24 protein-coding genes are annotated in these 26,524 nt (G+C 70.3%); 13 read left to right on the top strand and 11 right to left on the bottom strand.

Translation table 11 applies throughout. The features are described from left to right. Window positions 1–72 precede the first annotated feature (72 nt). The 7 genes from ODE13_RS15540 (at window position 73) to ODE13_RS15570 (ending at window position 7,123) form a co-directional block, all read left to right on the top strand. Window positions 73–1,485, top strand: coding sequence for a GntP family permease (locus tag ODE13_RS15540; protein ID WP_179540993.1), 1,413 nt, complete (start codon window positions 73–75; stop codon window positions 1,483–1,485). Window positions 1,486–1,566: 81 nt separating this feature from the next. Further along, entirely contained in the window at window positions 1,567–2,364 is a 798-nt protein-coding gene (locus ODE13_RS15545) for a 3-hydroxybutyrate dehydrogenase (RefSeq protein ID WP_322480075.1), read from the top strand. Between the two features lie 84 nt (window positions 2,365–2,448). Further along, on the top strand, window positions 2,449–3,231 hold the full coding sequence (locus tag ODE13_RS15550; RefSeq protein ID WP_322480076.1) for a CoA transferase subunit A: 783 nt from the start codon (window positions 2,449–2,451) through the stop codon (window positions 3,229–3,231). Between the two features lie 7 nt (window positions 3,232–3,238). Next, window positions 3,239–3,895: a CoA transferase subunit B gene (locus tag ODE13_RS15555; RefSeq protein ID WP_322480077.1), complete on the top strand. Its 657-nt coding sequence runs from the start codon at window positions 3,239–3,241 to the stop codon at window positions 3,893–3,895. Window positions 3,896–3,959: 64 nt separating this feature from the next. After that, on the top strand, window positions 3,960–4,952 hold the full coding sequence (locus ODE13_RS15560; RefSeq protein ID WP_322480078.1) for a 1,4-dihydroxy-2-naphthoyl-CoA synthase: 993 nt from the start codon (window positions 3,960–3,962) through the stop codon (window positions 4,950–4,952). A 30-nt stretch (window positions 4,953–4,982) separates the two neighbouring features. After that, window positions 4,983–6,173, top strand: coding sequence for an AMP-binding protein (locus tag ODE13_RS15565; RefSeq protein WP_322480079.1), 1,191 nt, complete (start codon window positions 4,983–4,985; stop codon window positions 6,171–6,173). Between the two features lie 74 nt (window positions 6,174–6,247). Further along, a complete protein-coding gene (locus ODE13_RS15570) occupies window positions 6,248–7,123 on the top strand; it encodes a 1,4-dihydroxy-2-naphthoate polyprenyltransferase (protein ID WP_322480080.1) in 876 nt (291 codons plus the stop codon). Between the two features lie 39 nt (window positions 7,124–7,162). Here ODE13_RS15570 and ODE13_RS15575 read toward each other — a convergent pair whose 3' ends face one another. Next, the gene (locus tag ODE13_RS15575) at window positions 7,163–7,681 is read right to left on the bottom strand and encodes a PLD nuclease N-terminal domain-containing protein (protein WP_179541000.1); all 519 of its coding nucleotides are present in this window, start codon (window positions 7,679–7,681) and stop codon (window positions 7,163–7,165) included. Between the two features lie 99 nt (window positions 7,682–7,780). Here ODE13_RS15575 and ODE13_RS15580 point away from each other — a divergent pair, with 99 nt between their 5' ends. Further along, window positions 7,781–8,149, top strand: coding sequence for a DUF4229 domain-containing protein (locus ODE13_RS15580; protein ID WP_322480081.1), 369 nt, complete (start codon window positions 7,781–7,783; stop codon window positions 8,147–8,149). Between the two features lie 105 nt (window positions 8,150–8,254). Here ODE13_RS15580 and ODE13_RS15585 read toward each other — a convergent pair whose 3' ends face one another. The 6 genes from ODE13_RS15585 to ODE13_RS15610 all read right to left on the bottom strand — a co-directional run bounded on the left by ODE13_RS15585 (window position 8,255) and on the right by ODE13_RS15610 (window position 14,612). Beyond that, complete coding sequence (locus ODE13_RS15585; protein ID WP_322480082.1) at window positions 8,255–9,205, bottom strand: hypothetical protein; 951 nt, start codon at window positions 9,203–9,205, stop codon at window positions 8,255–8,257. Window positions 9,206–9,419: 214 nt separating this feature from the next. After that, window positions 9,420–10,535, bottom strand: coding sequence for a c-type cytochrome biogenesis protein CcsB (gene ccsB, locus ODE13_RS15590; RefSeq protein WP_322480083.1), 1,116 nt, complete (start codon window positions 10,533–10,535; stop codon window positions 9,420–9,422). Next, window positions 10,535–12,259, bottom strand: a complete 1,725-nt coding sequence (gene resB / locus ODE13_RS15595; protein ID WP_322480084.1) for a cytochrome c biogenesis protein ResB — start codon at window positions 12,257–12,259, stop codon at window positions 10,535–10,537. The genes ccsB and resB overlap by 1 nt, the downstream gene beginning before the upstream one ends. Then, window positions 12,259–13,065, bottom strand: coding sequence for a cytochrome c biogenesis CcdA family protein (locus ODE13_RS15600; RefSeq protein WP_322480085.1), 807 nt, complete (start codon window positions 13,063–13,065; stop codon window positions 12,259–12,261). The genes resB and ODE13_RS15600 overlap by 1 nt, the downstream gene beginning before the upstream one ends. Next, the gene (locus ODE13_RS15605; protein ID WP_416210741.1) at window positions 13,062–13,712 is read right to left on the bottom strand and encodes a TlpA family protein disulfide reductase; all 651 of its coding nucleotides are present in this window, start codon (window positions 13,710–13,712) and stop codon (window positions 13,062–13,064) included. Before ODE13_RS15605 ends, ODE13_RS15600 begins: the two co-directional genes overlap by 4 nt. A gap of 216 nt (window positions 13,713–13,928) precedes the next feature. Continuing rightward, a complete protein-coding gene (locus tag ODE13_RS15610; RefSeq protein ID WP_322480086.1) occupies window positions 13,929–14,612 on the bottom strand; it encodes a histidine phosphatase family protein in 684 nt (227 codons plus the stop codon). Between the two features lie 150 nt (window positions 14,613–14,762). Between ODE13_RS15610 and ODE13_RS15615 the strand changes: the two genes are divergently transcribed. After that, the gene (locus tag ODE13_RS15615) at window positions 14,763–15,653 is read left to right on the top strand and encodes a hypothetical protein (RefSeq protein ID WP_322480087.1); all 891 of its coding nucleotides are present in this window, start codon (window positions 14,763–14,765) and stop codon (window positions 15,651–15,653) included. Between the two features lie 106 nt (window positions 15,654–15,759). Here ODE13_RS15615 and ODE13_RS15620 read toward each other — a convergent pair whose 3' ends face one another. Then, entirely contained in the window at window positions 15,760–16,248 is a 489-nt protein-coding gene (locus ODE13_RS15620) for a hypothetical protein (RefSeq protein ID WP_322480088.1), read from the bottom strand. A 53-nt stretch (window positions 16,249–16,301) separates the two neighbouring features. Here ODE13_RS15620 and purN point away from each other — a divergent pair, with 53 nt between their 5' ends. Together purN and ODE13_RS15630 are read left to right on the top strand one after the other, a co-directional pair. Then, window positions 16,302–16,886: a phosphoribosylglycinamide formyltransferase gene (gene purN, locus ODE13_RS15625; RefSeq protein ID WP_322480089.1), complete on the top strand. Its 585-nt coding sequence runs from the start codon at window positions 16,302–16,304 to the stop codon at window positions 16,884–16,886. Window positions 16,887–16,899: 13 nt separating this feature from the next. Then, a complete protein-coding gene (locus ODE13_RS15630) occupies window positions 16,900–17,796 on the top strand; it encodes a DUF4031 domain-containing protein (protein WP_322480090.1) in 897 nt (298 codons plus the stop codon). 19 nt (window positions 17,797–17,815) lie between these two features. Here ODE13_RS15630 and ODE13_RS15635 read toward each other — a convergent pair whose 3' ends face one another. Then, the gene (locus ODE13_RS15635) at window positions 17,816–19,216 is read right to left on the bottom strand and encodes a DUF6350 family protein (protein WP_322480091.1); all 1,401 of its coding nucleotides are present in this window, start codon (window positions 19,214–19,216) and stop codon (window positions 17,816–17,818) included. Between the two features lie 70 nt (window positions 19,217–19,286). Continuing rightward, window positions 19,287–20,042, bottom strand: coding sequence for a sulfite exporter TauE/SafE family protein (locus ODE13_RS15640; RefSeq protein WP_246348722.1), 756 nt, complete (start codon window positions 20,040–20,042; stop codon window positions 19,287–19,289). 193 nt (window positions 20,043–20,235) lie between these two features. Here ODE13_RS15640 and ODE13_RS15645 point away from each other — a divergent pair, with 193 nt between their 5' ends. Next, complete coding sequence (locus tag ODE13_RS15645; protein ID WP_322480092.1) at window positions 20,236–21,450, top strand: glycosyltransferase family 1 protein; 1,215 nt, start codon at window positions 20,236–20,238, stop codon at window positions 21,448–21,450. 83 nt (window positions 21,451–21,533) lie between these two features. Beyond that, a complete protein-coding gene (locus tag ODE13_RS15650; protein ID WP_322480093.1) occupies window positions 21,534–24,863 on the top strand; it encodes a S41 family peptidase in 3,330 nt (1,109 codons plus the stop codon). A gap of 17 nt (window positions 24,864–24,880) precedes the next feature. Here ODE13_RS15650 and ODE13_RS15655 read toward each other — a convergent pair whose 3' ends face one another. Further along, complete coding sequence (locus ODE13_RS15655; RefSeq protein ID WP_322480094.1) at window positions 24,881–25,867, bottom strand: ABC transporter substrate-binding protein; 987 nt, start codon at window positions 25,865–25,867, stop codon at window positions 24,881–24,883. Window positions 25,868–26,524 lie beyond the last annotated feature (657 nt).

Consider the following 26,524-nt stretch of genomic DNA (forward strand, 5'->3'; position numbering starts at 1 on the left):
AGTCCGCGGAGCATGCTGGTCCACGGCGACGAGATCCCGTCGCCCGACCACCACCTCCGAAGAGGAGACCTCATGATCCTGGGCATCATCGGCATCATCGTGTCCCTGCTGCTGCTGATCACGCTCGCCTACCGGGGCGTGCCGGTCATCCTGGCCGCCCCCATCTCCGCCGTCGTCTGCCTGGTGTTCTCCGGGGCCCCGATCCTGGCCTCCTACACCGAGGTGTTCATGCCCGCGATGGCCGGCTTCGTGGGCAGCTGGTTCCCGATCTTCCTCGTCGGGGCCATCTTCGGGATCCTGATGACGGTCACCGGCTACGCCGAGTCCATCGCGCGCTCCGTGACCGGTTGGATCGGCAGCCGCAGCGCCATCGCCGCCACGGTGATCACCTCCGCGCTGATGACCTATGGCGGCATCAGCCTGTTCGTGGTCGCCTTCGTGATGTACCCGCTGGCCCGCGAACTGTTCCGGGTGGCCGACATTCCGCGCCGGCTGATCCCCGGCACCATCGCCTTGGGCATCTTCACCTTCACGATGACCGCCCTGCCGGGGTCCCCTCAGGTGCAGAACATCATCCCCGGCCAGTTCTTCGACACCGGTGCCTACGCCGGCCCGGGGGTCGGCATCCTCGGCGGCACGCTGATCTTCGGACTGGGCCTGCTGTGGCTGGAGCACCGCCGTCGCAGCCTGATCACCAAGGGCGAGCACTTCGAGTCCCCGGAGTCCAAGAAGGTCATCGGCGGCTCCGCCGACGACGGCTCCTCGGTCACCACCGCGCTCTCCCCGCCGAACCGCCTGGTCCCCTTCCTGCCGCTGCTGACCGTCTTCGTGGTGAACTTCGCCTGCACCCTGGTGATCTTCCCCGCCCTGGACTGGTCCTACCTGCAGGAGGACACCTTCGGCGGCATCACCTACGACTCCCGCGCCGGGCTGTGGGCCGTGATGGTGGCCATCCTGGTCGCCATCGCACTGATCGTCGCGATGAACTTCGGCCAGTGGAGCACCCTGAAGGTCGGCTTCAGCGACGGCGTCAAGCGCTCCATGCTCCCGATCTTCTCCACCGCCTCCGAGGTGGGCTACGGCGCCGTCGTCGCCTCGGTGGCGGCCTTCGCCGTAGTGCGTGACTCCGTGTTCGGCATGGGAGCGAACGCCCTGGTGACCTCAGTGGTCACCACCTCGATCACCGCCGGGTTGACCGGCTCCTCCTCCGGCGGGATGACCATCGCGCTGAACGCCCTGGGCGGGGACCTGCGCGCCATGGCTGAGGCGGAGGGGATGAGCCTGGAGATGATGCACCGGCTGACGGCCATGGCCGCCGGCGGACTCGACACCCTGCCGCACTCCGGCGCGGTGGTCACCCTGCTGATCGTGTGCGGGCTCACCCATCGCCAGTCATACAAGGACATCGGTATGGTGACGCTTGTCATCCCGGTGCTGGTCGTGGCCGCGCTGATCGCCCTGGTCTCCGCCGTCGGCGGCTTCTGATCCGCACCTGCCAGTCCCGAGACCTGCCCGCCCCGACAGCTGATCGCCCCAACCTCATCCCCGTTCCCCAGGAGGAGATCCATGGACCCCCAGCCCACCCGGACCCCGCCGATCCCTGCCGACGCGCTGGCCGGACGTCGCGCCGTCGTCACCGGAGGGGCCTCCGGCATCGGGGCGGCCTGCGTGCGGGCCTTCGCCGCCGCCGGTGCCACAGTGACGGTGTGCGACCTCGACGGCGACGCCGCCCGCACGCTGGCCGCGGAGGTCGGCGGCGCCGCCTGGGCGGTGGACCTCTCCGACACCGCCGCCCTGGAGGAGCTCGGCGAGGAGTCCGGGGTCCACGAGGCCGACATCCTGGTCAACAACGCCGGCATCCAGCGAGTCGCACCCCTGCACGAGTTCGATCCCGAGGCGTGGCGGCTCATGCACCGGCTGATGGTCGAGTCCCCGTTCCTGCTGATCCGGGCCGCACTGCCCGGCATGTACCAGCGTGGCTTCGGTCGGATCCTCAACATCTCCTCGGTGCACGGGCTGCGCGCCAGCCCCTTCAAGTCCGCCTATGTGGCCGCCAAGCACGCGCTGGAGGGCCTGTCCAAGGTCACAGCCCTGGAGGGCGCCGACCACGGCGTGACCTCCAACTGCCTCAACCCCGCCTATGTGCGCACCCCTCTGGTGGAGAAGCAGATCGCCGACCAGGCCCGCATCCACGGCATCGACGAGGACCAGGTGATCGAGCAGATCATGCTCACCGAGTCTGCGGTCAAGCGGCTGGTGGAGCCCGAAGAGGTGGCGTCGCTGGCCACCTGGCTGGCCTCCGACGCCGCCGGCATGGTGACCGGCACCTCCTACGCCATCGACGGCGGCTGGTCGGCGAGCTGACCGGCCGCAGACCCTCCCGCGACCACGCAGTCCTTCAGCCCCCGTCCCAGCCCCAGTCCAGCACCCAGTCCCTGAGGAGGACCCATGACCATCGACAAGACCGTGGCGACCGCCGCTGAGGCAGTCGCCGACATCCCTGACGGCGCCTCGCTCGCCGTAGGAGGCTTCGGCCTCTCCGGCAACCCGATCCAGCTCATCGAAGCGCTGTTGGATCAGGGCGCCTCCGGGCTCTCCGTGGCCTCCAACAACTGCGGAGTGGACGGCTGGGGCCTGGGCGTCCTGCTCGCCGCCCACCGGATCGCGAAGATGACCTCCTCCTATGTGGGGGAGAACAAAGAGTTCGCCCGGCAGTACCTGGAGGGCGAGCTCGAGCTGGAGCTGGTCCCGCAGGGCACGCTGGCCGAGAAGATGCGTGCCGGCGGGGCCGGGATCCCCGCGTTCTACACCCGCTCCGGGGTGGGCACCCAGGTCGCCGACGGCGGCATCCCGATGGCCTACGACGGGTCGGGCGGCGTGGCCAAGGAGTCTCCGCCCAAGGAGGTCCGCCCCTTCACCGTCCACGACGGCCGCCACCTGGAGTTCGTCCTCGAAGAGTCGATCGTCACCGACTTCTCCCTGGTGCACGCCGTGCGCGGCGACCGGCACGGCAACCTGGTCTTCAACAAGGCCGCACGGCAGTTCAGCCCCGACGCCGCCATGGCAGGCCGGGTCTGCATCGCCCAGGTGGAGGAGCTCGTCGAACCCGGGGAGATCGACCCCGATGCCGTCCACCTGCCCGGGGTCTTCGTACACCGGATCGTGGAGGTCGGCCCTGAGATCGAGAAGCCCATCGAGAAGCGCACCGTCCGCAGCGACGAGAAGGAGTGATCGCGCCATGACCACTGAGACCCGTGCGGGCTGGACCCGCGACCAGATGGCCGCCCGCGCCGCCGACGAGCTGCCCGACGGCGCCTATGTGAACCTGGGCATCGGGATGCCCACGCTGATCCCGAACCACATCCCGGCCGAGCGCACCGTGGTGCTGCAGTCCGAGAACGGCATCCTCGGAGTGGGCCCCTACCCCGCTGAGGACGCCGTGGATCCGGACCTGATCAACGCCGGCAAGGAGACCGTCACGGTGCTCCCCGGCGCGGCGTTCTTCGACTCCTCCACCAGCTTCGGCATGATCCGCGGCGGCAAGATCGACGTGGCCGTGCTGGGCGGGATGCAGGTGGCGGAGAACGGCGACCTCGCCAACTGGATGGTGCCCGGCAAGATGGTCAAGGGCATGGGCGGTGCCATGGACCTGGTCCACGGGGCGGAGCGGGTCATCTGCCTGATGGACCATGTGGCCAAGGACGGCTCCCCGAAGATCATCCCCCAGTGCACCCTCCCGCTGACCGGCAAGGCCGTGGTGGACCGCATCATCACCGACCTGGCGGTGATCGACGTCGTCGGCTCCGAGAACCAGCCGCGCCTGCAGCTGGTGGAGACCGCACCGGGCGTGAGCGAGGCACAGGTGCGCGAGGCCACCGGCGTGGAGCTGCACTGAGTCCTCCTGGGCTGCACCGGGACGGGCATCCGCCCTCGGACCGACTGGTCGGTAGACTCTGGACGTGACCGACGCACAGAACACCGACGCACCGCACAGGCCCGCGCCGCAGCCGACGCTCCCCACGAAGGTCTCCGACGTCTTCGACCCCTGGCAGTGGCGCCAGGTGGAGGGCTTCGAACTGGAGGACATCACCTACCACCGGCGGGTCGAGCGCGACCGCGACGGACAGGTCCTGCGCGACCTGCCGGCCGTCCGCATCGCCTTCGACCGGCCGGAGGTGCGCAACGCCTTCCGCCCGGGCACCGTGGACGAGCTCTACCGCACCCTGGACCATGCGCGCATGACCCCCGACGTCGGCGCCGTGCTGCTGACCGGCAACGGCCCCTCCCCGAAGGACGGCGGGCACAGTTTCTGCTCCGGCGGGGACCAGCGCATCCGCGGCCGTGACGGCTACCGCTATGCCGAGGGTGACACGGCCGAGACGATCGACCCGGCCCAGGCCGGACGGCTGCACATCCTGGAGGTGCAGCGACTGATCCGCACCATGCCGAAGGTCGTGGTCGCCGTGGTCAACGGCTGGGCCGCTGGCGGCGGGCACTCCCTGCACGTGGTGGCGGACCTGACGCTGGCCTCGCGGCAGCACGGGAGGTTCAAGCAGACCGACGCCACCGTGGGCTCCTTCGACGCCGGCTACGGATCCGCGCTGCTGGCCCGCCAGGTGGGGCAGAAGAAGGCCCGCGAGATCTTCTTCCTGGCCAGAGAGCACTCTGCCGACGACATGGTCGCCGCCGGGGCCGTCAACGAGGCGGTGGACCACTCCCGGCTGGAGGAGGTCGCGCTCGAGTGGTGCACCGACATCGCCGCCCAGTCCCCACAGGCGGTGCGGATGCTGAAGTTCGCCTTCAACGCCGCCGACGACGGGCTCGCCGGCCAACAGGTCTTCGCCGGGGAGGCTACTCGGATGGGATACATGACCGACGAGGCCGTGGAAGGCCGCGACGCGTTCCTGCAGAAGCGGGACCCGGACTGGTCCAGCTTCCCGTACTACTTCTGAGCCCCGAATCCACGTTGCCCAGGAGAACCCATGAACCCTCCTGCACCCTCCCCCGACTTCTGGATCGGCCCTGTGCTGGAGGCGCTCGACGCCGCTCTGCGCGGGGAGACTCCCCCGGTCGAGTTCCTGCCCTCCGACGACGACGGCGTCCCGCGCTGGGTCGGCCGCCCGGACGCAACGCTGGCTGAGGGGCCACGCCCCGCCGTCGTCGTGCGCACCTCCGGCTCCACCGGCACCGCCAAGCAGACGCTGCTGTCGGCCGAGGCGCTGCAGGCCTCCGCGGAGGCCACCGCACAGGTGCTGGGCGGCCACGGGCAGTGGCTGCTGCCCCTGCAGCCCAGCTACGTCGCCGGTCTGGCGGTGCTCTCCCGCAGCCTGGTGGCGGGCACCGTGCCGGTCCCGCTGCTGGCAGGCACCACTGATCCGGCGACCTTCGCCCAGGCCGCCGAGCAGATGACCGCGCAGCGACGCTTCGTCTCCCTGGTTCCCACTCAGCTGAGCCGGCTGCTGGAGGCCGGGGACGCCCGCACTGTGGAGGCGCTGCGCCGTTTCGACACAATCCTGCTCGGCGGCGGGGCCTCGCCCGCACCGCTGCTGCGCCGGGCAGAGGATCTCGGGCTGACCGTGGTGCGCACCTACGGGATGAGCGAGACCTGCGGCGGCTGCGTCTACGACGGCCGCCCGCTGCCGGGCGTCGGAGTGGACACCGACGAGACCGGGCGGGTCCGGCTCTCCGGGCGGATGGTCGCACTGGGCTACCTCGATGACGAGGAGCTGACCGCCGCACACTTCGACGTCGCGCCCGTCACCGGGCACCGGCGCTTCCGCACCGACGACCTCGGCGCCCTCACCTCCGGCGAGGACCACAGCGCCGGGCAGCCGAGGCTGAGCATCTCCGGACGCGTCGACGACGTCATCAACACCGGCGGGGTGAAGGTCTCCGCCGAGCAGGTCCGGGCCACGCTGCTGGAGCATCACGCCGTCCGTGACGCCTTCGTGGGGGCCGCTCCGGACCCGGACTGGGGCCAGCGGGTCTGCGCCGCCGTGGTGCTGGACGCCGTCTCCCGCAGCCAGAACACCCTGGACGGCCTGCGCGCGGCCGTCCGGGAGGCGCAGGGGCCGGCCGCGGTGCCCAAGCAGCTGCACGTGCTGCCGGCGCTGCCTCTGCTGGCTTCCGGGAAGCCGGATCGACGAGAATTGCTCAGGATGTTCGCCGGCTGACCAGCGAGACCTCAGCACCACCGGAACGTATCACCGCCCGCACGCAGCACCGCCCGCACCATCGAAGGAGATTTGTGGCCACCACCCAGGACTGGATCGCCGGAGCCCGCCCCCGCACGCTGCCCATGGCGGTGGCACCGGTGGTGATCGGTGCCGCCGCGGCCGCCGGACTGGGCTCCTTCGATCTGCTCATCGGAGCCCTGGCAATGATCGTCGCACTGGCTCTGCAGGTGGGCGTGAACTACGCCAACGACTACTCGGACGGGGTGCGCGGCACCGACGACGCCCGAGTGGGTCCGATGCGGCTCACCGCCAGCGGCACGGCCTCCCCGGCGGCGGTGAAGGCAGCGGCTTTCATGTCCTTCGGGGTCGCCGGGGTCGCCGGGCTGGTGATCGTGGCGCTCTCCGGGATGTGGTGGATGGTGGCTGTGGGGGCGCTCTGCGTGCTGGCCGCCTGGTGGTACACCGGGGGCTCGCGCCCCTACGGCTACCTGGGACTGGGCGAGGTGATGGTGTTCGTCTTCTTCGGGCTGGTCGCCACTCTGGGCACCACCTGGGTGATGGCCGCCCAGCTGAGCGCCGCGGCCGTGGTGGGTGCGGTGGGGGCCGGGCTGATCGCCTCAGCCCTGCTGATGGCCAACAACGTCCGGGACATCCCCACGGACACAGAGTCCGGGAAGCTGACGCTGGCCGTGCGCCTGGGCGAGCGGAAGGCGCGGACCAGCTACGTGGCGATGATCGGCGTCGCGGTGCTGCTGCCGCTCTCGCTGGCGACGACGAACCCCTGGTTCCTGCTGGTGGTGCTGGTGTGGCCGCTCTGCGCCGGGCCGGTGCGGATCATGCTCTCCTCCCGGCACACCGGGAGCGCGCTGATCACCGTCCTGCAGCTGACCGGCCAGGTGAGTCTGGCGTTCGCGGCGACGATGACGGCCGCGATCCTGCTCGGCTGAACGGGCCCGCGGCGCTGGGGTGATCAGACGCTGGGGTGATCAGTTGTTGCGCGGGTCCTCGACGTCTGTGTCCTCTGCCGCCTCCCCGGTGGCATCCTCCGGGTCCTTCGCGGGCCGCCCGTTGCCTGGGTGCTCCTCCGCGGCGCCGGCGGCCTGATCGGTGGTGCCAGTCTCAGGCTGCGGGGCGTCGTCGGGCTTCTCCTGCTGCTGGCCCTTCTGGATCTGGTCCTTCTGCTTGGCCCTGAGCTCGGCCTCCTTGCGGCGGAGCTCCTCCTCGCGCTGCTTCTGCCGACGCTGGATCTCGAGGTTCTGCAGGAAGTTGGGGTCGTCGTCGGGGGCAGAAGTGCGTTTGGGCGCGGCTCCCGGGGTCCCTGCCCTGGGGCGGCCGAGGCCCAGCCACAGCCCAGCGCCGAGGAACGGCACGAACACGATCACCGCGAGCCAGGCACTCTTGCCCAGGACCCTCACGCGGTGGCGCGGGGTCTGGATGCATTCGATCAGGCTGTAGATCATCAGCCCGACACCCACGATTCCCAGCGGGACGATCACCTTCAACATATCTTCCAGGGTAGTTCATCGGCCCTGCCTGTTCACGCCGAGACCGCCTGGTCAGCTCACCGCGGACACATTGTGCTCTACAGGACGTAGAATCGGGTGATGGCCGTTCTCAAGTACACCGTGCTCCGCCTGGCGACGTTCTTCATCCTCTTCGCCGCCTGCATCCTGCTGGAGCTGGGCATGATCTTCGCCCTGATCGTGGGTCTGCTGGGCTCCTGGGCCGTGGGTTACCTGTTCTTCAACCGGCTCCGCGTGGAGGCCGGGGAGGCTCTGGCCCGGCGCTTCGGCGGAGACCGGCGGCTGGGCGCCTCGGAGCAGCAGGACAACGCCGCCGAGGACGCCCTCGCCGAGGACTACCACGCGCAGCGCGAGCGGGAACGTGAGCAGGAGCGCCGCGAGGGGCGAGGAACGGGCCCCGGGCTCCCGGAGCAGGACGGACCCGGCGAGGACGACGCCTCCCCGCGCTGACCCCTCCCCCCTCTCCCTCGAGTGGCCACAATTCCCGGGATACCGCCTGTGACACGCCGCTGAGCGGAGCCAGACGCCGTGATTCGTGGCCACTCGATGTGCTCATCAGGGCCCGTCCCATCCTCGCGCGTACAGCGCCCGGCGGATCTTCAGCAACCCTGCACGCCAGAACCCGCGACTGTGGTCCTTCGTGATCCGCAGCTCCAGCCAGCCCATCGCCTCCGCCCGCTCCGCCCGGCGGACGTCCTTGAGTACCTGCTGCGGGTCGGAGTGCACCTCGACGCCGTCATACTGGATGGCGATCCGGTACTCGTCGATCGCCAGATCCGGCTGGAGGACGACCCGCCCGCGATCGTCGAAGATCTTCGGATTGACCCGCGGCTCCGGCAGCCCGTCGCGCCACATCGCCAGGCGCAGCCGGGTCTCCTGCGGCGAGTCCGCCCCCACCCGTGCCAACTCAGCGGCCTGCCGGACCGTCCTGATCCCCCGACTTCGTCGACGCAGCGCGACGGCGGCCCGCAGCTCCGACAGCTCCAGGATCGACTCGCCCTGCTCACCGAACTCCCTACGAGGTGAGCGCAGCATCTGATCGGCCAGGACCACGGCCTGCGTCTGAGACAGCCCGAGGGCCAGGTCCACCCAGGTGCGTTCCGGACTGGTGACGCTCACCCCGGCGACCACGGTCACCTGCTCAGCCGGCACCGTGGAGCGGTGCGGCACGACGCCCTCGCGACGCACGCGTCCGGCGGAGCGCGGAGAGGTCAGGTGCAGCGGGCGTTCCAGGATGAAGCCGGACACCCCATGAAGCGCCGCCGCCGTCGCGTGGCTGGCCACCTTGGTGCCGCCTGCGGTGAGCACCTGCAGCAGCGCCAGCTCCTCCCCCGCCAGCGGATCGCAGTAGACCCCCTGGCCCGGCTGAACCACCGCTCCATAGCCGATGGCGCGCCGCAGCCCGGCGTCAGTCCACCCGTCGCGCAGCAGCTGCCGGCGGGCCCACGCGCCGTTCGGGGGCCGCGGCGGGAGCCGCCGTCGTCGATCGGATAGAGGGAACTCCATGCGCCCAGCACACCCGCGGACCCAGCGGGTCTACCACCTGCGCGGCTGCTCTGTGGAGGCTCCGGCGAGTCGTCACGGGCCGCCGTCGTCCTGTGGAGGAGGGAACCCCGGCATCGAGTGGCCACGAATCGCGGCATCTCACCCCCAGATACGGCGTGTCACCGGCCAGACGCCGTGATTCGTGGCCACTCGACGAAGCCGGACGGGCGACTCGCTACTCCGGCAGTCCGGCGTAGGAGTGCAGGCCCGGGAAGTAGACGTTGACCACCGCGTAGTTGAAGATGATGCAGGCGAAGCCGATGATCGACAGCCAGGCGGCACGGTTCCCGGTCCAGCCGCGGGTGGCGCGGGCATGCAGGTAGCCGGCGTAGACCACCCAGATGACGAAGGTCCAGACCTCCTTGACGTCCCACCCCCAGTAGCGGCCCCAGGTCTCTTCGGCCCAGATGGCTCCGGTGATCAGCGGACCCAGAGTCCAAAAGACGAATGCGACGGCATTGATCCGGTAGGCCCAGTTCTCCAGGGACGTCGCCGAGGGCACCATGCGCATGAACTGCCAGCCCCCGGTGCCGTGGATCTGCCCGTCGGACACCTTCAGCTCGCGCCGCTGCTGGACCAGCTGCAGCACGCTCATAGCGAAGGTGAGGGTGAAGAGCCCCATCGCCAGCACCGCCAGAGTCACATGGACCGCGAGCCAGGGGCTCTGGAGCGCGGGCTGGACGTTGCCGATCGGGGTGGGGAAGCCTATGGTGGCGGCGGTCATCATCACGACCACCAGCCCAATGGCGACGGTCCCCAGGAACCGCAGGTCCTTCCGCACCAGGGCAACCAGGAAGACCAGCGTGACGACCAGGGCACCGGCGGTGAGGAACTCGTACATGTTGGCCAGCGGCATGCGGTTGGCCGCCACTCCGAGGGTCACGACGGCGAACAGGTGGGCGGCCGCGGCAAGGATGGTCAGTGCCACCGCCACATTGGCGAAGGGTCGCCGAGTGCCCACGTACGCCAGGTCGTCGTCGACGAGGTCCCCGGACTCAGCAGTGACGGACCCATCTTCGGCCCCGTGCCCCGGCTCGGAACTCTCGGCCCGCGCCCCGGACACCGGGGAGGAGCCGGCACTCGAACTCGCCTCGGCGCCCACGAGCGTCGATCTCGCCTCCCGGGCCTCCAGCTGCGCCTCGGCGGCCAGCTCAGCCTCCAGACGGCGGATCGTCACCGAGCTGCGCACCATGTCCACCGCGAACACGATGAACGCGCCGGTGTAGACCAGAGCGGCGATGAGCATGAACAGGTCGCTGTACTGCGCCAGCGCCTCATTGACGGGTTCCATCAGTCCTCCTTCTCAGGGGCTCGCACCGACCACCGCTTCTCCAGCTGGCCGCGCAGGGCGATGTTCTCCTCCCGCAGGCGGAAGTCCTCACCTCGGGAGAGCAGTCCGAAACGCACCAGGGTGCGCCCGGCCTCGTTGGTCTCCACAGTCACCCAGGCGCGTCGGCGGCGCAGGAACAGGGACAGGATCAGCCCGCCCAGCGCGGTGAGCGCGAAGACGAGCACCCCGCCCTGCGCAGGGTTGTAGTGGATGTCGATCGCGACGTAGTCCTGGACCTCCTCGAAGGTGATGGACCCCATCTCCTCCGGCAGCTCCTGGGTCTCGCCCGGCTCGAGGACGATGCCGCCGGCGTCGACCTCTCGGGAGTTGAGCGTCTGGAGGCTGTCGGTGTCCAGGACGTAGACGTTCTGCGGGATGCCCTCGTCCAGGCCGAGGTCCCCGGCGTAGGAGTTGAGCTGCAGCTGCGGGTTGTGGAGCTCCGGGTCCACCGAGATCGCCGGGCCGCCTTCCTCCGCCTCGTGCGCGGTGGGCAGGAACAGACCCACGAAGCCGAGCTGCTCCGGCTGGGCGTCCGGCGCCTTGATCACCGACATCGAGGTGTAGACCTGATCGTCCGGGCGGGAGATCACCGGCCCGGAGAAGGCCACCTCGCCCTCACCGTCGCGGACCGTCACCACCGGAGCATAGCCGTTGCCGACGAGGAACACCCGAGCCCCGCCGAGGGTCAAGGGGTGGTTGACCTTCAGCTCCTCGGTCTCGGGCTCGCCGTCGGTGCCCTCCTGGGTGGTCACCGTGGCGGTGAAGTCCAGGGCCTGGCCGTAGTGGGTGGTGGAGTCGCGGTCGAAGACGCGCTCGAACTCGTCCAGGCGCAGGGAGAACGGGTGCAGGTGGGACTCGTCGAACCAGGCGCCCGGATAGAAATTGTCATAGGCGACCAGCGCGTTGACGAAGCCCTCGTCCTCGATGATCACCTTCTGCCCGCGGTAGCTGATCATGGAGCCCACGGCCACGCAGATCAGCACACCCACCAGGGCGACGTGGAACACCAGGTTCCCGATCTCCTTGAGGTACCCCTTCTCCGCGCCGATCGACGCCGGTCGCGGCCGGCCCCGGGAGTCCTCTCCGGCGGCGCGCACGTCCACCCGGTAGCGCCGTCGCTTCAGCTCCTCGGCGGCCTCCTCGAGCGCCTGCTCGGGGGCGGGGCCGTCGTCGTCGAGCTCCAGCGCACCGTATTCGGGCAGCCGCTCCAGTCGGGCGGGGGTGCGCGGCGGCGGGGAGGTCATCTGCTGGAGGTGCTTCTTCGCCCGCGGGATGATGCAGCCGATCAGCGAGATGAACAGCAGCAGGTAGATGGAGGAGAACCACACCGAGGAGTAGACGTCGAAGAGCTGGAAGGCATCCAGGATCGGTCCGATGGTGGGGTTGTCATCGATCCAGGTCTGCACGGCGAAGGCGTCCTGGACCCGTTGGGGGAAGATCGACCCGGGCACCGCGGCCACGGCCAGCAGGAGGAGCAGCAGCAGCGCGGTACGCATGCTCGTCAGCTGGGTCCAGGCCCAGCGGAGCATGCCGACAGGGCCGAGCGCCGGGGTCACCACATCCTTCTTCGCGGATCTGGGCGTCCCGGAGCCGCCGGGCTCGGTCGTCGGTGCGGACGCCTGCGCGGTGGCCGCATTGAGCGCATCTTCGCGGGAGTTGTCGCGATGGGCGGAGGGCTGTGTCATCAGATAGGCATCCTGATTTCATTGGCGAACCAGTCCTGCAGGGCGTAGACCCACATGTTCCACACCCCGGAGAGCATCAGCAGACCGACGAGGATCAGCATGCCGCCGCCGAAGCGCATGATCGCCACGCGGTGCCGCTGGAAGAACCCGACCGCCGCCATCCCCCGTTGGAATCCCAGGCTGATGAGGATGAACGGCACCCCCAGGCCCAGGCAGTAGATGAACACCAGGAACGCGCCGCGCGCCGGGTCCCCGCCGACAGGTGCGGACAGGGCGAGCACCGCGGCCAGGGTGGGCCCCATGCAGGGTGCCCAGCCGATGCCGAAGGTGGCTCCGAGCAGCGGAGCTCCCAGCAGGCCGTCCGGCGGGCGACGCTCGATCCTGCGTTCCCGTTGGAAGATGCCGAACGCCCCCATGAACACCAGACCCATGAGCACCACGACGACGCCGAGCAGCTGGGTCAGCCAGCCACCCTCGACCCGCAGCCAGATGGTCGCCTGGGTGAACACGAACCCGATGGCCACGAAGATCACGGAGAAGCCGAGCACGAACAGGGAGGCCCCCAGCACCATGCGCGAGCGGCGACGCGAAGCCAGGTCCACTCCGGAGAGTCCGGTCACGTAGCCCAGATAGCCGGGCACCAGCGGCAGCACGCAGGGCGAGAGGAAGGAGACCAGTCCAGCCAGGAGCGCGACCGGGGCGGAGATCAGCAGGGAGCCGTCGAAGACGATCTCTGCGAACCGGTTGTTGGCCGTGCCGAGGGTGCCGGCGGCGCTGAGGGTCGCGAGCCCGAGGTCGGCGCTCATGCCTGAGAAGACTCCTCCAGCGCGGTGGTGATCAGGGCACGCAGGGTGCCCGGCTCGGCGATGCCGAGGATCCGCGCGGAGACCCGGCCGTCCCGGTCCAGCACCAGGGTGGTGGGGACGGCCGACGGCGGCACGTAGTCAGTCATGGCGAGCATCACCCGGCCGTCGCGGTCCTCCATGGAGGGGTACTCGATGCCGAAGCGGCGCTCGAAGGCCTCGGCGGTGGGCTGGGTGTCACGGGTGTTGACCCCGTAGAACTGGACGCCGTCGTCGGCGAACTCCTGATGCAGCTCCGCCAGGTCGGGGGCCTCCACACGGCAGGGGGCGCAGGCGGCGTACCAGAAGTTGATGACGACGACCTCGCCGGTCCAGCGGGCGGGGTCCACGGCGGAGCCGTCGAAGAGGGTGGACTCGAAGTGCACGGGTTCGCCACGCTCCTCGGGTGCGAACTCCTGGACGGAGCCGTCACCGGCGACGTAGTTGCTGCCGTCGTTGGCGGCCTGTTCGGCGAGACGGTCGTTCTCGGAGCTGCAGGCGCTCATCACGAGCAGCCCGACCATCAGCCCGGAGGCGCCGAGCAGGGCGCGACGACTCATCGCGGGACGGCGCGGGGCCGGCTCGTGCGCGGTGGCGTCGGGTGAGTTCATAGGGCGGTCCTTGCGTGGTGACGCGGGGCGGGGCGGCTGCTGTCGCGGCCGGGGTCCTGGCGTGCCGGTGCGCCGGCACGGACACCGGCTCAATTCTACAGCCTGTAGTAATCGTGGTCCTGGAGCTGCGTCGTCATATGACCACGCAGCTCCGGGGCCGGGCCAGAAGCTATCAGCCGAACCTGGGCGCCTGCTTGCCTCCCACTGATCAGCAGGTCAGGCGCCGGGCAGCGCGGTGGCGTCCTTGAGCAGCTCGTGGTTCGGCTCGGCGTAGCTGACCGACTCCACGCCGCGGGGGCCGATGTGCAGGCTGGTGATGGAGGTCAGGGAGCACTCGCGACGGCGTGGATCGTGCCACAGCGGGCGGTTCTCCGCCCAGAGGCGGGTCACCCAGATCGGCAGCTGGTGGGAGACGACGACGATCTCCGCGCCGTCTCCGTGCTCCGCGACGGCCTGCCCGGAGAGATCCTTGGCCGCCGCCAGCATCCGGCTGGCCTGCTGGGTGTAGGGCTCGCCCCAGGAGGGTCGGAACGGGTTGACCAGCAACGGCCACCAGCGCGGGCTCCGGAGCTGCTGCTTGACCCGGGAGAGCCCCTCGAAGGAGTTCTCCGCCTCGAGCACGCGCTCCTCCGTGATGACCGGCAGGCTCAGCCGCTCGGCCAGCGGCGCGACGGTCTCCTGGGCGCGCTGCAGCGGGGAGGCGGCAAGCAGATGGACGGGCTGCCCGGCGTCGGCCCGGGCGGCGAAATGCTCGGCGATGCCGGCGGCCATGCGATGGCCGAGCTCGGAGAGTCCGTAACCGGGCAGCCGCCCGTAGAGGACCTTCTCGGGGTTGTGGACCTCCCCGTGACGGACGAGGTGGACGGTGGCCGTCGTCGGACCGGTGATGCTGGATGCCATGGACACCAGTGTCGCAGAGTGTCGGCCGCCGAGGCGCGGAGACCCACTCTGCCTTTCCCCGGTTCAGAACGATAAAGTGCTGTTCAGGAGGGCTGAAGGACCCATCGGCGGTCTGGTCAGTGAGGACGCCAGCGAGAAGGATCGAGGATCATGAGCACCACCGGTGATGAGAACCAGGGGGGTCCCCAGGGCCCCTACGGACAGCAGCCTCAGTACGGGCAGCCCCAGCAGCCGGCGTCCGGGCAGCAGAGCCCCTACGGCCAGCCGAACCCTTACGGCCAGCAGAACCCCTATGGGCCGCCGGAGCCCGGCCAGCAGGACTATTCCCAGCAGCAGTTCCCGCAGCCCGCGCCGAACCAGCCTGGCGGTGCGGTGGACGCCTCTGGAAAGCCGAAGCGCCCCACCACCCTGCTGGTCTCGATGGTGCTGCAGCTGCTCACCGGCGTGGTGATGGCGGTGGCCGGCGTCATCTCGGGCGTGGGCATCATGAACGCCCACCCCACTCAGCTGCTGCCCGCTCAGGACTGGGAGGACTTCGCTGACGTCTCGATCAGCGAGGCGGAGGCGATCATGGGCATGCTCGGCGGCATGCTCATCGTCGGCGCGGTGCTCCTGGCGATCCCCTACTTCATCTTCGCCGTCGTCAGCACCCGCGGATCGAACGTCGGACGAATCCTGGCGACGATCTACCTGGCGCTGAGCATCTTCTCGGTGTTCTTCGGAGCCTGGAACCTGCTGCTGGTGTTCCTGCCCAGCATCGCCGCCCTGGTGCTGCTGTGGCTGCCGCCGAGCAGCGCCTATGTACGGCAGGTCCGCGCGGCCAAGCAGCCGGACGGCCCGGGCGGTCCGGGTGGCCCGGGTGGCCCGGGTGGTCCGGGTGGCTACGGCAGCGGCTACGGACAGGGCGGCTACGGACAGGGCGGCTACGGACAGGGCGGCTACGGCACCCAGCCCGGCCAGCAGCAGAATCCCTACGGGACCCCGCCGCAGGGCGGCTACGGCACCCAGCCCGGCCAGCAGGGCTCGCCCTACTCGTCCTGACCCCGCGCCGTGGCGGCCGGGCTCCTGTGCCTCCTGCTGGCGTGGCGCAGCACCTCGGGATCGCCGTTCGCCCGAGGCGTGGCCACAGCCGTGCGGCCGCTGAGCCTCAGCGGCTGCCGGACATCCCGGGGATCGTCGTGAGCATCTGGTCCTCATAGTCCAGGTAGCACTGGGTCATCGACCGCTCGGTGAGGGCGTTCGCGCGGCACTGGTCGAATTCGGCGGTCGCGCCCCAGAACACCACCTGCGCAGACGCGGTGGCCGCGAACATGCCGCAGCAGACGATCGCGGCCAGGGCGCTGACCAGGATGAGCGCCGGCAGGCGCCGCCGGATCGCCTGGACCAGCAGCACCACACCTCCGATGAGCCCGACGAACCCGGCGGCCACGGCCAGCAGCCGGTAGGGCAGGGGAGCCTGCAGCCCGATGTACGCGACGATCAGCGCCACGACCAGCCAGCCGGTGAAGCGGGCGTAGCGGCGGAAGGTCTCCTGATCCAGATCCACAGCTCGGCGACGGCCGGGCTTCTCCCCCTCGGGCCGGCTGTTCTCGGATGAGTTCCGGGGCTGCTCCTGCTGCGGTGGCGTGACGCTCATGGCACACCAGCCTACGCGGCGTGCGACCGGCTCGGGGAAGTAGGGTGGAGTCCATGCGCATCGTGGTTCTGGTCTCCGGCTCGGGGACCAATCTCCAGGCCGTCATCGACGCCGTCTCCGCCGGCTCCCTGCCCGTGGAGATCGCCGCGGTCGGCTCCGACGTCGTCGGCTGCGGCGGCCTGGACCGGGCCGAGCGGGCCGGCATCGACACCTTCTCCGTGCCGCTGGCCCGAGGAGGTGACCGCTCCGCCTGGAACACGAACCTCCGGGAGGAGGTCCGCCGCTTCCAGCCGGACCTGGTGGTCTCCAGCGGCTTCATGCGCATCCTGGGCGCGGAGTTCCTCGACGGCGTCGGCGCTCCCATCATCAACACGCATCCGGCTCTGCTCCCCAGCTTTCCCGGTGCGCATGCGGTGCGCGACGCCATCGACCATGGTGTGAAGATCACCGGCTGCACGGTCCACCAGGTGGATGCCGGCGTGGACACCGGACCGATCATCGCCCAGGAGGCGGTGCGGGTGCATCCCGAGGACGACGCCGACTCACTGCATGAGCGGATCAAGGTCGAGGAGCGGCGCCTGCTGGTGGAGACCATCGGCGGGATCGCCGAAGGCCGGATCAGCCTGCCGTCAGGATGATCCGGTCCTTCTGATGACGATCTACATCGACCCACCGGTGTGGCCCGCCCACGGGACCCTCTTCTCCCACCTGATCTCCGACGTCTCCCTGGAAGAGCTGCACGACTTCGCGGATCGCTCGGGCATCAGCCCCCGCGCCTTCGACGAGGACCACTACGACGTGCCCCAGCACCGTCACCGGGATCTCATCGCCCGCGGTGCGATCCCAGTGAGCGGGCTCGAGCTGGCCCGGATCCTGGCGGAGTGCGGGCTGCGGATCCGCAGCGTCGAACGTCCCACGAAGGTGCGGGCGCGGCTCTCCCGGGCGTGGGCGCGGCTGCTGCCCGCAGACGCCACGACCCTGGGCGAGGAGCTGCTGGAACGCTGGTCGGAGCCCCACCGTCACTACCACTCCCCCGCCCATCTGGCCGCTGTGCTGAACGCCGTCGGGGTGCTGCAGCGGGCCGGTGAACTTCCGGAGCACCTCCGCCGGACCGTGCTGCTGGCCGCCTGGTTTCATGACGCCGTCTACGCCGGCACCGCCGGCCAGGATGAGGAGGACAGCGCCCGGCTGGCGGAGGACCGCCTGCCCGGGCTGCTGCCGGACGGCGAGGTGGCCGAGGTGGCCCGGCTGGTGCGCCTGACCGCCACCCACGACCCGCACCCGGCCGACGTCGCCGGTGCCGTGCTGGTGGATGCGGACCTGGAGGTGCTGGGCCGCGCTCCGACGGCCTACCGGCGCTATGCCGACACAGTGCGCCGCGACTACGACCATGTGCCCGACCATCTGTTCCGACCAGGACGGGCGCAGGTGCTGGCGAGCCTGCTGGAGCGACCCCTCCTCTACCGCACCGCCGCCGGTCGCCGGCTGTGGGAGCACACAGCACGGGAGAACCTCAGCGCGGAGCTGGCGCGCCTGCGCGTCGAGTGACCGGGTGGAGGCAGCAGGCTCACGCCTCCGACACGTCATCCCCCGGCTCGTCGGCTTCCGGCTCGTCAGCTCCCTCCGCCCGACGGCGGCGCACCCTGTCGGCGGCTGGGGCGATGAGATAGCCGAGGATCGTCCCGAGGGTGACCCAGGCGCCCAGCAGCCCGGCGGCGAGCAGCGCATGCGGGCCCACATCGGTGAGCCGCCCGATCCCCAGTGAGATGTGGGAGAGCCACAGCGGCAGCACGACGACGGCCGCAGCCACCCCTCCGGTCAGCAGCCCCAACGTCAGGGTCGAGAGCGACCAGGAGATCGGGCGCCAGGAGATCCGCAGCGCGCACCAGTCGTCCAGATGGTTCTCCCCTTCGCGCATGAGCCACCAGCCGGCGATCATCCCGGCCGCCAGCGGCACAGCCAGCACCGCCAGCACTGCCTCCCCGGAAGAGGTCGGCAGCGCACCGAGCACGGGCAGGGCGGGCACCGGGCCCAGCTCCAGCGCATGCGGAGCCACAATGGTCCCCGAGCCCAGCGAGAACCCTGCGCCTGTGGTGTAGGCCAGCGTCCAGAGCACCAGATTCGGCAGCAGCCCCAGATGCAGCAGGGTCAGCCCCACCACGCCCCACATGCCCGGGTCCAGCTGCTGATAGGTGTTGGCGATCTCCATCCAGGAGAAGCCCACCTGCACACCCAACAGCAGCGCAGAGAGCCCGACGGCGGCCACGACGGCGATCAGCCCACCGCGGACCACGGCCCAGGCATAGTGCCCGGCCCACTTCAGCCGCTGGGAGAGCCGCTCCACACGCTCCTCGAGGTCCACTCCGATCAGTCGGGCCCAGGAGCGGGCCTCCACGTAGCTTCCGGCGAGCGCACCGACGGCCATGACCGCGGCGGCGCACAGCGCCGCCCAGTGAAGCTGCACCGTGAAGCCTTCGGCCTGTGCCAGATGTGCGAGACCGGCGGCGACGGCCGCGTAGCCGAGCACCAGGGCGAGCAGCCCCTGCCAGAGCTGATCAGAGTACGCACCCCGTGCCAGCCGGCCGCCGGCGCGCCAGCCGAGCGCCAGGGGCACCAGGGTGAGCCCCATAGGCAGCAGATGCAGCCAGCCCTCGGCGAGCGTCACTCCCTCGCCGAGCACGCCGCCGTCGATCGGCACTGCGACCTCCACCGGCGTGCCGTGGATGACCAGCCAGATCTGTGCGGAGAAGACCCCCACGAACTCCAGGTCCATCTGGGCGAATCCGCCGGCCAGCCCCATGGCGAGCACCGGCAGCGTCACCAGCAGGGCGGTGGCCAGCACCACCTGGACGGCCTCGAGCAGGCCCAGCAGCCACAGCGGCGGGGCCGGCAGCCGGAAGCGCCGTCGGGCGCGACCGGGGACGTCGGGGTCACCGGCGGTGCGAGAGTCGGTCTCTGAGCGCGTCATCGAGACCATCGTGCCAGTCGGGGGCACGGATCAGCGGAGCAACAGACCGGCGTCCACCGAACTCTCAGGTTCAGAGCAGCAGCCGGATGCCGGTCCCCATGGCCAGCAGGGAGCCCAGGATGGCGAGGAACACCACGAACCTGCGCACCGTGGAGTCGTCCACGCGGCGCTGGACCCATTCGCCGACCCAGATGCCCAGCACGATGGAGACCACAGAACCCACCCAGGCCCACCACGGCATGTCGGGCATCTGGCCGTCGTCGAAGGCCCACTTGATGCCGAAGGAGAAGGCGGAGATGAGGATCCACAGAGGCTGCAGGGTGGCGACCATGCGCATGATCGGCCAGCGGGAGAGCACCGCGTAGATGGTGATGGCCGGGCCGCCGACGCCGCCGAGCACCGTCCCTACCCCGGAGCCGATGCCGGTGATGATCTGCGCGGCACGGCCGTCTCCGTCGACGGCGGCGCTGATCCGGCTCAGCAGCATGGAGGTCAGCAGTCCGAAGAGCACCAGACCGGCGACCACCACGTAGAGGGGTCCGGGCGGCGAGACCACGGAGATCCAGGCGGCCGCAGGCATGATCAGCACTGCGGGGATGCCGAGCCAGAGGACCTTGCGCCACTCGATGTCGTCCCAGATGCGTGGCAGCACCAGGATGGGGGCGATGATGGACAGGAAGTTCACCAGCATCACGCCCTCGTGGGCTCCGATGAGCACCACCAGGAACGGTGCGAGGATCATACCGAAGCCGAGCCCGGCGATGCGCTGGATCGTGGCGGCGAGAAGGATGAACGCCACCACCGAGATGGCCATCGTGATGCCCAAGCTGCTCCCCCTCCTGCCGTGGTCAGCCATGAAGGCCCCCAGTGACTCTACGCCTGCGCCCGCAGCGACGCCGAATGCCGTGACGCAGGTCTCAGGGCCCCTCCGGACCGGCTCCCGCAGGGTTCTCCGCAGGTTCATCTGTCCTCCATGGCGATGACGTCACCAGGGCATCTTCAGCGCACATCCTGGCGTTGTGAAGGTCGTCGTGGTCGCAGAATCGTTCCTTCCGCACATGAACGGAGTCACGAACTCCGTGCTCCATGTGCTGGCCCACCTGCGTCGCCGTGGGGACGAGGTGACGGTCATCGCACCGGCCTCGGGTCTGTGGGACGCCGCCGGCGAGGCGCATGAGCACTGTGAGGGCTTCCCCGTGGTGCGGGTCCCGTCGTTGCCGTTCCCCGACTACCCCAAGGTCCGTGTGGCCGCAGGGTTCGTGCCACGGATCCTGCACCTGCTGGAGGAGCTGCGGCCCGACGTCGTCCACCTCGCCTCCCCGTTCGTGCTGGGCTGGCGGGCCATCCAGGCCGCCCGGACGCTGGGCATCCCGACGGTCTCGGTCTACCAGACGGAGGTCCCCACCTACGCCGCCCGGTATCGGCTGCCGTGGGCTGAGGAGCTGCTCTGGCAGCACGTGGACCGGATGCACACCAGCTCCACGCTGACCCTGGTCCCTTCGCGCTTCTGCAAGGACCAGCTGCGCCGCCGGGGCATCCGGCGGCTGAAGACGTGGCGGCGCGGCGTCGACCTCCGGCGCTTCTCCCCTGGGCGCCGGGACGAGGCGCTGCGCCGCAGCCTGGCGCCGCAGGGCGAGCGGCTGATCGGCTTCGTGGGGCGGCTGGCCGCAGAGAAGCAGGTGGAGGACCTCGCCGCGCTGAACGACCTTCCGGACAGCCGGCTGGTCATCATCGGCACCGGGCCCGCCGAGGAGCAGCTGCGCCGTCGACTGCCGGGGGCCCATTTCGCCGGCTTCCGCAGCGGGGACGATCTGGGCCGCCATGTGGCCAGCCTGGACGCCTTCGTCCACCCTGGGGAGGCGGAGACCTTCTGTCAGACCATCCAGGAGGCGATGGCCGCCGGGGTGCCGGTGGTCGCCGTCGGGCGAGGAGGGCCGCTGGACCTGGTGGACGAGGGCCGCACCGGGTGGCTCTACCAGCCCGGGGATCTGGGTCGGATGCGCTCCGCGGTGGAGCACCTGGTCACCGACGACGGCGCCCGCCGCCGTTTCGGGCAGGCTGGGGCCCAGGCGGTGCAGGGGCGCACCTGGGAGGTGATCTGCAACCAGCTGATCGGCCATTATGCGCGCGCGATCGACGTCAACGAACGGATCCTGCGCATGCAGGCCAAGGACTTCATCCGCCAGCAGGGCCGGCTGGCCGGGATGGTGACCGACCCCTTCGACCTCGCGTGAGGCCGGCGGCCGCGCCCAGGCACCGGGGCGGTCTCAGCACCGGAGGTGATGCTTGCCTCGGGCAACCTCCGTAGAGTGGGGACATGACGCAGATCACGCCTTATCTCCGGAACCCGCATCTGGCGGGCGACCTGATCACCTTCACCGCCGCCGACGACGTCTGGCTGGCCCCCGATGCGGGAGGTCGCGCGTGGCGGCTGACCCGAGACGGGGCACCGGTGCGCACCCCGCGCCTCTCCCCGGACCGCTCCCAGGTGGCCTTCATCTCCAGTCGGGACGGTCATCCGGAGGTCTTCTCCGCCACGGTCGACACCGGTGAGATCCGCCGGTTGACATGGTGGGGCGCCGCCAAGGCGGCCATCCTGGGCTGGGCGCCCGACGGCCGGCTGCTGGTGGCCACCCATGCGGTGGAGTCGGTCATCCGCGAGCAGGTGGTCCACGCGGTGTCCCTCGACGGCGGCACGGAGCGGCTGCGTTACGGCTCAGCCGGGGGGCTGGCGATCAGCGAGTCCGGCATCGTGGCGCTGGCCACCCCGCCGACCCGGCCCGCCGGGCACTGGAAGCGGTACCGCGGCGGCGTGGCCGGACAGCTGTGGCTGGGCGTGGACGGCGTCGACGGCCCCGGCACCGCGGGACGCTGGCAGCGGCTGCTGCCTGAGGAGCCCGCAGGTCTGCTGGACCCCCTGTGGGTGGACGGGAAGCTGGTGATCTCCTCCGACATGGCGGCGACCTTCCCGGAGCGGACCCGTGAGCAGGCGAACCTGTGGGTCCTCGACGGCGCCGGAGCCGAGGGCGCCTCCGAGGCCGACGTCGAACCTCGCCAGCTGACCTTCCAGGGAGAGGAGACCGGATACGTCCGCGACGCAACCACCGACGGTCGCCGCATCACGTGGCATTCCCGGGGCGAGATCTTCATCCTGGACTCCCTGGACGCCCGACCGCGCCGTCTGGAGGTCACCCTCCCCGGGTCCGCCCCGGCGCCGCTGCGGCTGAAGCCCACGAAGAACCTCGACGTGCTGGCCCCGGACTGGACCGGCGACGCCTCTGCGGTGTCCTGGCGCGGCACGACCTGGTGGCTGACCCACCGGGAGGGGCCTGCCCGGACTCTCGCCGCCGACTCCGGGGTCCGCACCCGCGAGCCCGTGGTGCTGGGGCGGAGCGGACGGGTCGCCGTCGCCACCGACGCCGAGGGTGAGGACGCCCTGGAGATCCATCTCCTCGACGGGTCCGCCCCGGCGCAGCGGGTGCTGAGCGGAGAGCTCGGGCGGGTCCTGCACATGGTCTCCGACCCGGCCGGCACACGTCTGGCGGTGATCTCCCATGACGGCAGGCTGCGGCTCATCGACCTGCGCGAGTCGGAGGGCCGACTGCAGGCCTCGGTCCGAGAGATCCGGCGCTCCGAGCACGGGGAGATGCTCGACGCCTCCTTCTCCCCGGACGGCCGCTACCTGCTCTGGTCCGCGCCGACCATGAGCGAGTCGCAGATGCATCAGCTGATGATCGCCGACACCGCCAGCGACCCGATCACGCCGGTGGCACTGACCGGCGGCACCTTCCATGACAGCTCGCCGGCCTTCACCCCGGACGGGAAGCACATCGCCTTCCTCTCCACCCGCACCTTGGACCCGCACTACGACGATCACGAGTTCAACCTGTCCTTCGCCGGGTCCGTCCGCCCGTGGCTGCTGCCGCTCTCCGCGGCGGAGCCGGCCCCCTTCGGGCCCAGCGCCGAGGGCTGGCGGATCTCCGTCGGCGAGGAAGCGGGAGCGCGGGGGGACTCCGGCGCAGACTCCGCGGCGGACTCCGCGCCGGTGAGCCCGAACCTGGACGATGAGCACGCCGAGGAGCGGATCGTGGCCTTCCCGGTCGCCTCCGCCCGGTACCGCGACCTGCGAGCGGCGAAGGGCGGGCTGCTGTGGATCCGCCAGGCGGAGGAGACCGGGGAGCTGGGCACCCGCCGCTCCGGAGTCGACGGCGAGAAGCCTGCCGATCAGCTCATCCGCTGGGACTTCACCGCACGGAAGGCCACCACGCTGGTGGAGAAGCTCGACTCCTATGCGGTCAGCGGCGACGGGGCCCGGCTGGTGGTCCGCTCGGGCGAGGAGGTGACCGCGGTGCCGGCCACGCGGAAGACGGAGAAGGACGACGCCGAACGCGTCACCGTGGACCTCTCCCGGCTGCGTCTCAGCGTGGACAGGCCCGCCGAATGGGCGCAGATGTTCGAGGAGACCTGCCGGCTGATGCGTCAGCAGTTCTGGCGCGAGGACATGGACGGAATCGACTGGGACGCTGTGGTGGAGCGCTGGCGGCCGGTCGTCGCCCGGGCACGCACCCACGATGACCTGGTCGACATCCTCTGGGAGACGGTCGGGGAGCTCAACACCTCCCACGCCTACGTGATGCCGGCCGAGGAGGACGCCGACACCGACCGCCGGATCGGCCTGCTGGGTGCAGACCTGGAGCCCGCGGGGCTGGAGACCGGCGAGCCCGGCTGGCGGATCAACCGCATCCTTCCCGCCGAGTCCAGCGAGCCGGAGGCCCGGTCGCCGCTGCGCGCCGCCGGGGTGGACACCCGCGAGGGAGACGTGATCATCGCCGTCGACGGACGCACCGTGGACCCCGTCGCCGGGCCCCACGTCCAGCTCGCCGGTGCGGCAGGCAAACCGGTGGAGCTGAGTCTGCGCCGGCCGGGACCGGCCGGCGGGGAGACGCGCCGCGTCGTCGTCGTGCCGCTGTCCGGGGAGGAGGAGCTGCGCTATCAGGACTGGGTGCGCTCGCGCCGGGAGTACGTGAAGCGCGCCTCCGCAGGTCGCCTCGGCTACGTGCATGTGCCGGACATGACCTCCACCGGCTGGGCCCAGCTGCACCGCGACCTGCGACTGGCCGCCGGCTGTGAGGGGATCATCGCCGATGTCCGATACAACCGCGGCGGCCACACCTCCCAGATGGTGATCCAGCGGCTCTCCAAGCAGCTCGTCGCCTGGGCGACCGCACGGGGAGAGTCATCGGTGGAGACCTACCCCCTGGCCGCGCCCCGCGGTCCGGTGGTGCTGGTGGCCAACCGGTGGTCCGGCTCCGACGGAGACATCGTCAACGCCGCCGCCCAGGCCATGGCTCTGGGCCCGGTGGTCGGCGAGCGCACCTGGGGCGGAGTGATCGGCATCGACGGGCGGTACTCCCTGGTGGACGGGACGGTGGTCACTCAGCCGAAGTACTCGTTCTGGATCCAGGGGTACGGCTGGGGCGTGGAGAACCACGGAGTGGATCCCGACGTCGAGGTCGTCCATGATCCGGGCGTCTGGTTCGCGGAGGAGGATCCGCAGCTGGACCGGGCGATCGCCGAAGCCTTCGACCGGCTGGAGCAGACGCCTGCGTCAGTGCCGCCGTCTCTGGATCCTCCGAAGAACCGCTGAGGCGGCCGCGTGGCCGGTCAGGAGGAGACGACCCGGGCATCCCCCAGGACGTCGATGAGGTCGTCCAGCCACTCGACGTAGCTCGCGTAGGTGAAGGGACGCTTGTCATCCCACTCGACGACCTGCCCGGCCTGAACCGCCGGCAGCCGATCGAAGGCGGGGACGTCCTTCACCTGGTCGGCCGTGCCGGCGTAGCTCAGCACGACGTCGGCCGGGTAGTCCCCGACGCTCTCCCAGCTCAGTGAGGCCCACGCCGAGTCTGCGTCCGGGCCGGTCAGGGTGAAGCCGAGCTCTTCGAGCAGAGCGAGCTGCCCCAGCGTCGACTGACCCACGTAGAGCTCGTCATAGCCGTTCAGCGCGATGAGCGTCAGATCCGGGGAGTCGGAAGCGATGTCCCGCAGCACCTGCAGCCGCTCCTCGAAGTCCTGCGTGGCCTGTTCGGCCTCGGTCGAGTCGGTGTCGCCGCCGAGCGCCTCCGCCAACGACACGTAGTCCTCGATCACCTCTTGTACGGGGCGCCCTCCGAAGTCCACCCCCAGGAACGGCGCCACCCGAGTGGCCTCGGACTGGACCTGCTCATCCCACCAGGTCCAGCCCGTGCCGTCGTCGTCGCCGAACCCGACGATCAGATCCGGCTCCAGCGCGCCCAGCTGTTCGAGATCGAACTCACCCTCCCTGCCGACCACCGTCATCTGCGAGACGTCGGCTGCTCCGATGGCCACGGAGTCCTCCTCCGTGATGCCGTATCCGAAGACCCCGGCGGGGCGGATGCCGTACTCCCACAGCGCCGCGGCGGAGTAGCCGTCGACCACGAGCGACTCGGGTCGCTCGTCCAGGGTGATGGTGTTGCCGTACCCGGTGTCGGTGAAGCTCCAGGAGTCCGGTGCGTCCTGATCGGATGCGGAGTCAGTGGCCGAGACCGGGTCGCCGCAGGAGGTCAGGGCGAGGAGTGCCGCGGTGGAGGCGAGGAGCGGCATCGTGCGACCCCGAAGTGTGGTGTTCATCTGCGTTCCTTAGGAGTGAGTTCCAGGCAGGTCGATCGAGCCGGCCAGGTGATGGGCAGCCCACTAGTAGGCATTTTTCATCATATATATGATCTCTAATCAGATGAGGCTACCCTTTGTCGCTGGGAGGCTATCACGGCGAAGACTCGTCCACGCCGACGCCCGCACCTCCGTCCACACCGAGAAGGGACGACAGATGGCGCCGAATGGTGAACAGGCACACTCAGCCACCGGGATCCTGCTGGCCCGAGCGGACTCCGCCCCGAGGGCAACCCGGCACCCCCGGCAGAGGGAGTCCCGACAGCTCGTGCAGGATCCCCACCTTCTCGGCAGCGTGATGTTCGAAACTGCCTCAGAGACCCTCTGGAGCCTTCACAGCCACCCCTGCGAACACGAACTGCTGTGGCCCCTGACCGGAGCCCTCACCGTCACCGCCGCGGGACGCACCTCAACCGTACTTCCGGGGCAGGGTGCGTGGCTGCGAGCCGGAGAGGGGCACGAGGTGTCTGCTCGGAGGCCGACCCGCTTCGGCGTCACCTTTGTGCGGACCGATGCCCCCGGAATCGACTCCCCGGCGACCGGCACCTCTGCTGTGACGCCGGCTCTGCGGGAGCTGCTCATTCACATGAACCGGGAGCAGCTCGATCTCGAGGCGCA

It is taken from the genome of Nesterenkonia sp. HG001, assembly GCF_034438835.1.
GTDB classification, from domain to species: domain Bacteria; phylum Actinomycetota; class Actinomycetes; order Actinomycetales; family Micrococcaceae; genus Nesterenkonia; species Nesterenkonia xinjiangensis.

What these genes read in the sequence shown, in the direction of transcription:
- ODE13_RS15540 (WP_179540993.1), top strand. Translation starts at nt 73, where the DNA reads ATGATCCTGGGCATCATCGGCATCATCGTGTCCCTGCTGCTGCTGATC.
- ODE13_RS15545 (WP_322480075.1), top strand. Translation starts at nt 1,567, where the DNA reads ATGGACCCCCAGCCCACCCGGACCCCGCCGATCCCTGCCGACGCGCTG.
- ODE13_RS15550 (WP_322480076.1), top strand. Translation starts at nt 2,449, where the DNA reads ATGACCATCGACAAGACCGTGGCGACCGCCGCTGAGGCAGTCGCCGAC.
- ODE13_RS15555 (WP_322480077.1), top strand. Translation starts at nt 3,239, where the DNA reads ATGACCACTGAGACCCGTGCGGGCTGGACCCGCGACCAGATGGCCGCC.
- ODE13_RS15565 (WP_322480079.1), top strand. Translation starts at nt 4,983, where the DNA reads ATGAACCCTCCTGCACCCTCCCCCGACTTCTGGATCGGCCCTGTGCTG.
- ODE13_RS15575 (WP_179541000.1), bottom strand. Translation starts at nt 7,681, where the DNA reads ATGTTGAAGGTGATCGTCCCGCTGGGAATCGTGGGTGTCGGGCTGATG.
- ODE13_RS15580 (WP_322480081.1), top strand. Translation starts at nt 7,781, where the DNA reads ATGGCCGTTCTCAAGTACACCGTGCTCCGCCTGGCGACGTTCTTCATC.
- ODE13_RS15585 (WP_322480082.1), bottom strand. Translation starts at nt 9,205, where the DNA reads ATGGAGTTCCCTCTATCCGATCGACGACGGCGGCTCCCGCCGCGGCCC.
- ccsB (WP_322480083.1), bottom strand. Translation starts at nt 10,535, where the DNA reads ATGGAACCCGTCAATGAGGCGCTGGCGCAGTACAGCGACCTGTTCATG.
- resB (WP_322480084.1), bottom strand. Translation starts at nt 12,259, where the DNA reads ATGACACAGCCCTCCGCCCATCGCGACAACTCCCGCGAAGATGCGCTC.
- ODE13_RS15600 (WP_322480085.1), bottom strand. Translation starts at nt 13,065, where the DNA reads ATGAGCGCCGACCTCGGGCTCGCGACCCTCAGCGCCGCCGGCACCCTC.
- ODE13_RS15605 (WP_416210741.1), bottom strand. Translation starts at nt 13,712, where the DNA reads ATGAACTCACCCGACGCCACCGCGCACGAGCCGGCCCCGCGCCGTCCC.
- ODE13_RS15610 (WP_322480086.1), bottom strand. Translation starts at nt 14,612, where the DNA reads ATGGCATCCAGCATCACCGGTCCGACGACGGCCACCGTCCACCTCGTC.
- ODE13_RS15615 (WP_322480087.1), top strand. Translation starts at nt 14,763, where the DNA reads ATGAGCACCACCGGTGATGAGAACCAGGGGGGTCCCCAGGGCCCCTAC.
- ODE13_RS15620 (WP_322480088.1), bottom strand. Translation starts at nt 16,248, where the DNA reads ATGAGCGTCACGCCACCGCAGCAGGAGCAGCCCCGGAACTCATCCGAG.
- purN (WP_322480089.1), top strand. Translation starts at nt 16,302, where the DNA reads ATGCGCATCGTGGTTCTGGTCTCCGGCTCGGGGACCAATCTCCAGGCC.
- ODE13_RS15630 (WP_322480090.1), top strand. Translation starts at nt 16,900, where the DNA reads ATGACGATCTACATCGACCCACCGGTGTGGCCCGCCCACGGGACCCTC.
- ODE13_RS15635 (WP_322480091.1), bottom strand. Translation starts at nt 19,216, where the DNA reads ATGACGCGCTCAGAGACCGACTCTCGCACCGCCGGTGACCCCGACGTC.
- ODE13_RS15650 (WP_322480093.1), top strand. Translation starts at nt 21,534, where the DNA reads ATGACGCAGATCACGCCTTATCTCCGGAACCCGCATCTGGCGGGCGAC.
- ODE13_RS15655 (WP_322480094.1), bottom strand. Translation starts at nt 25,867, where the DNA reads ATGAACACCACACTTCGGGGTCGCACGATGCCGCTCCTCGCCTCCACC.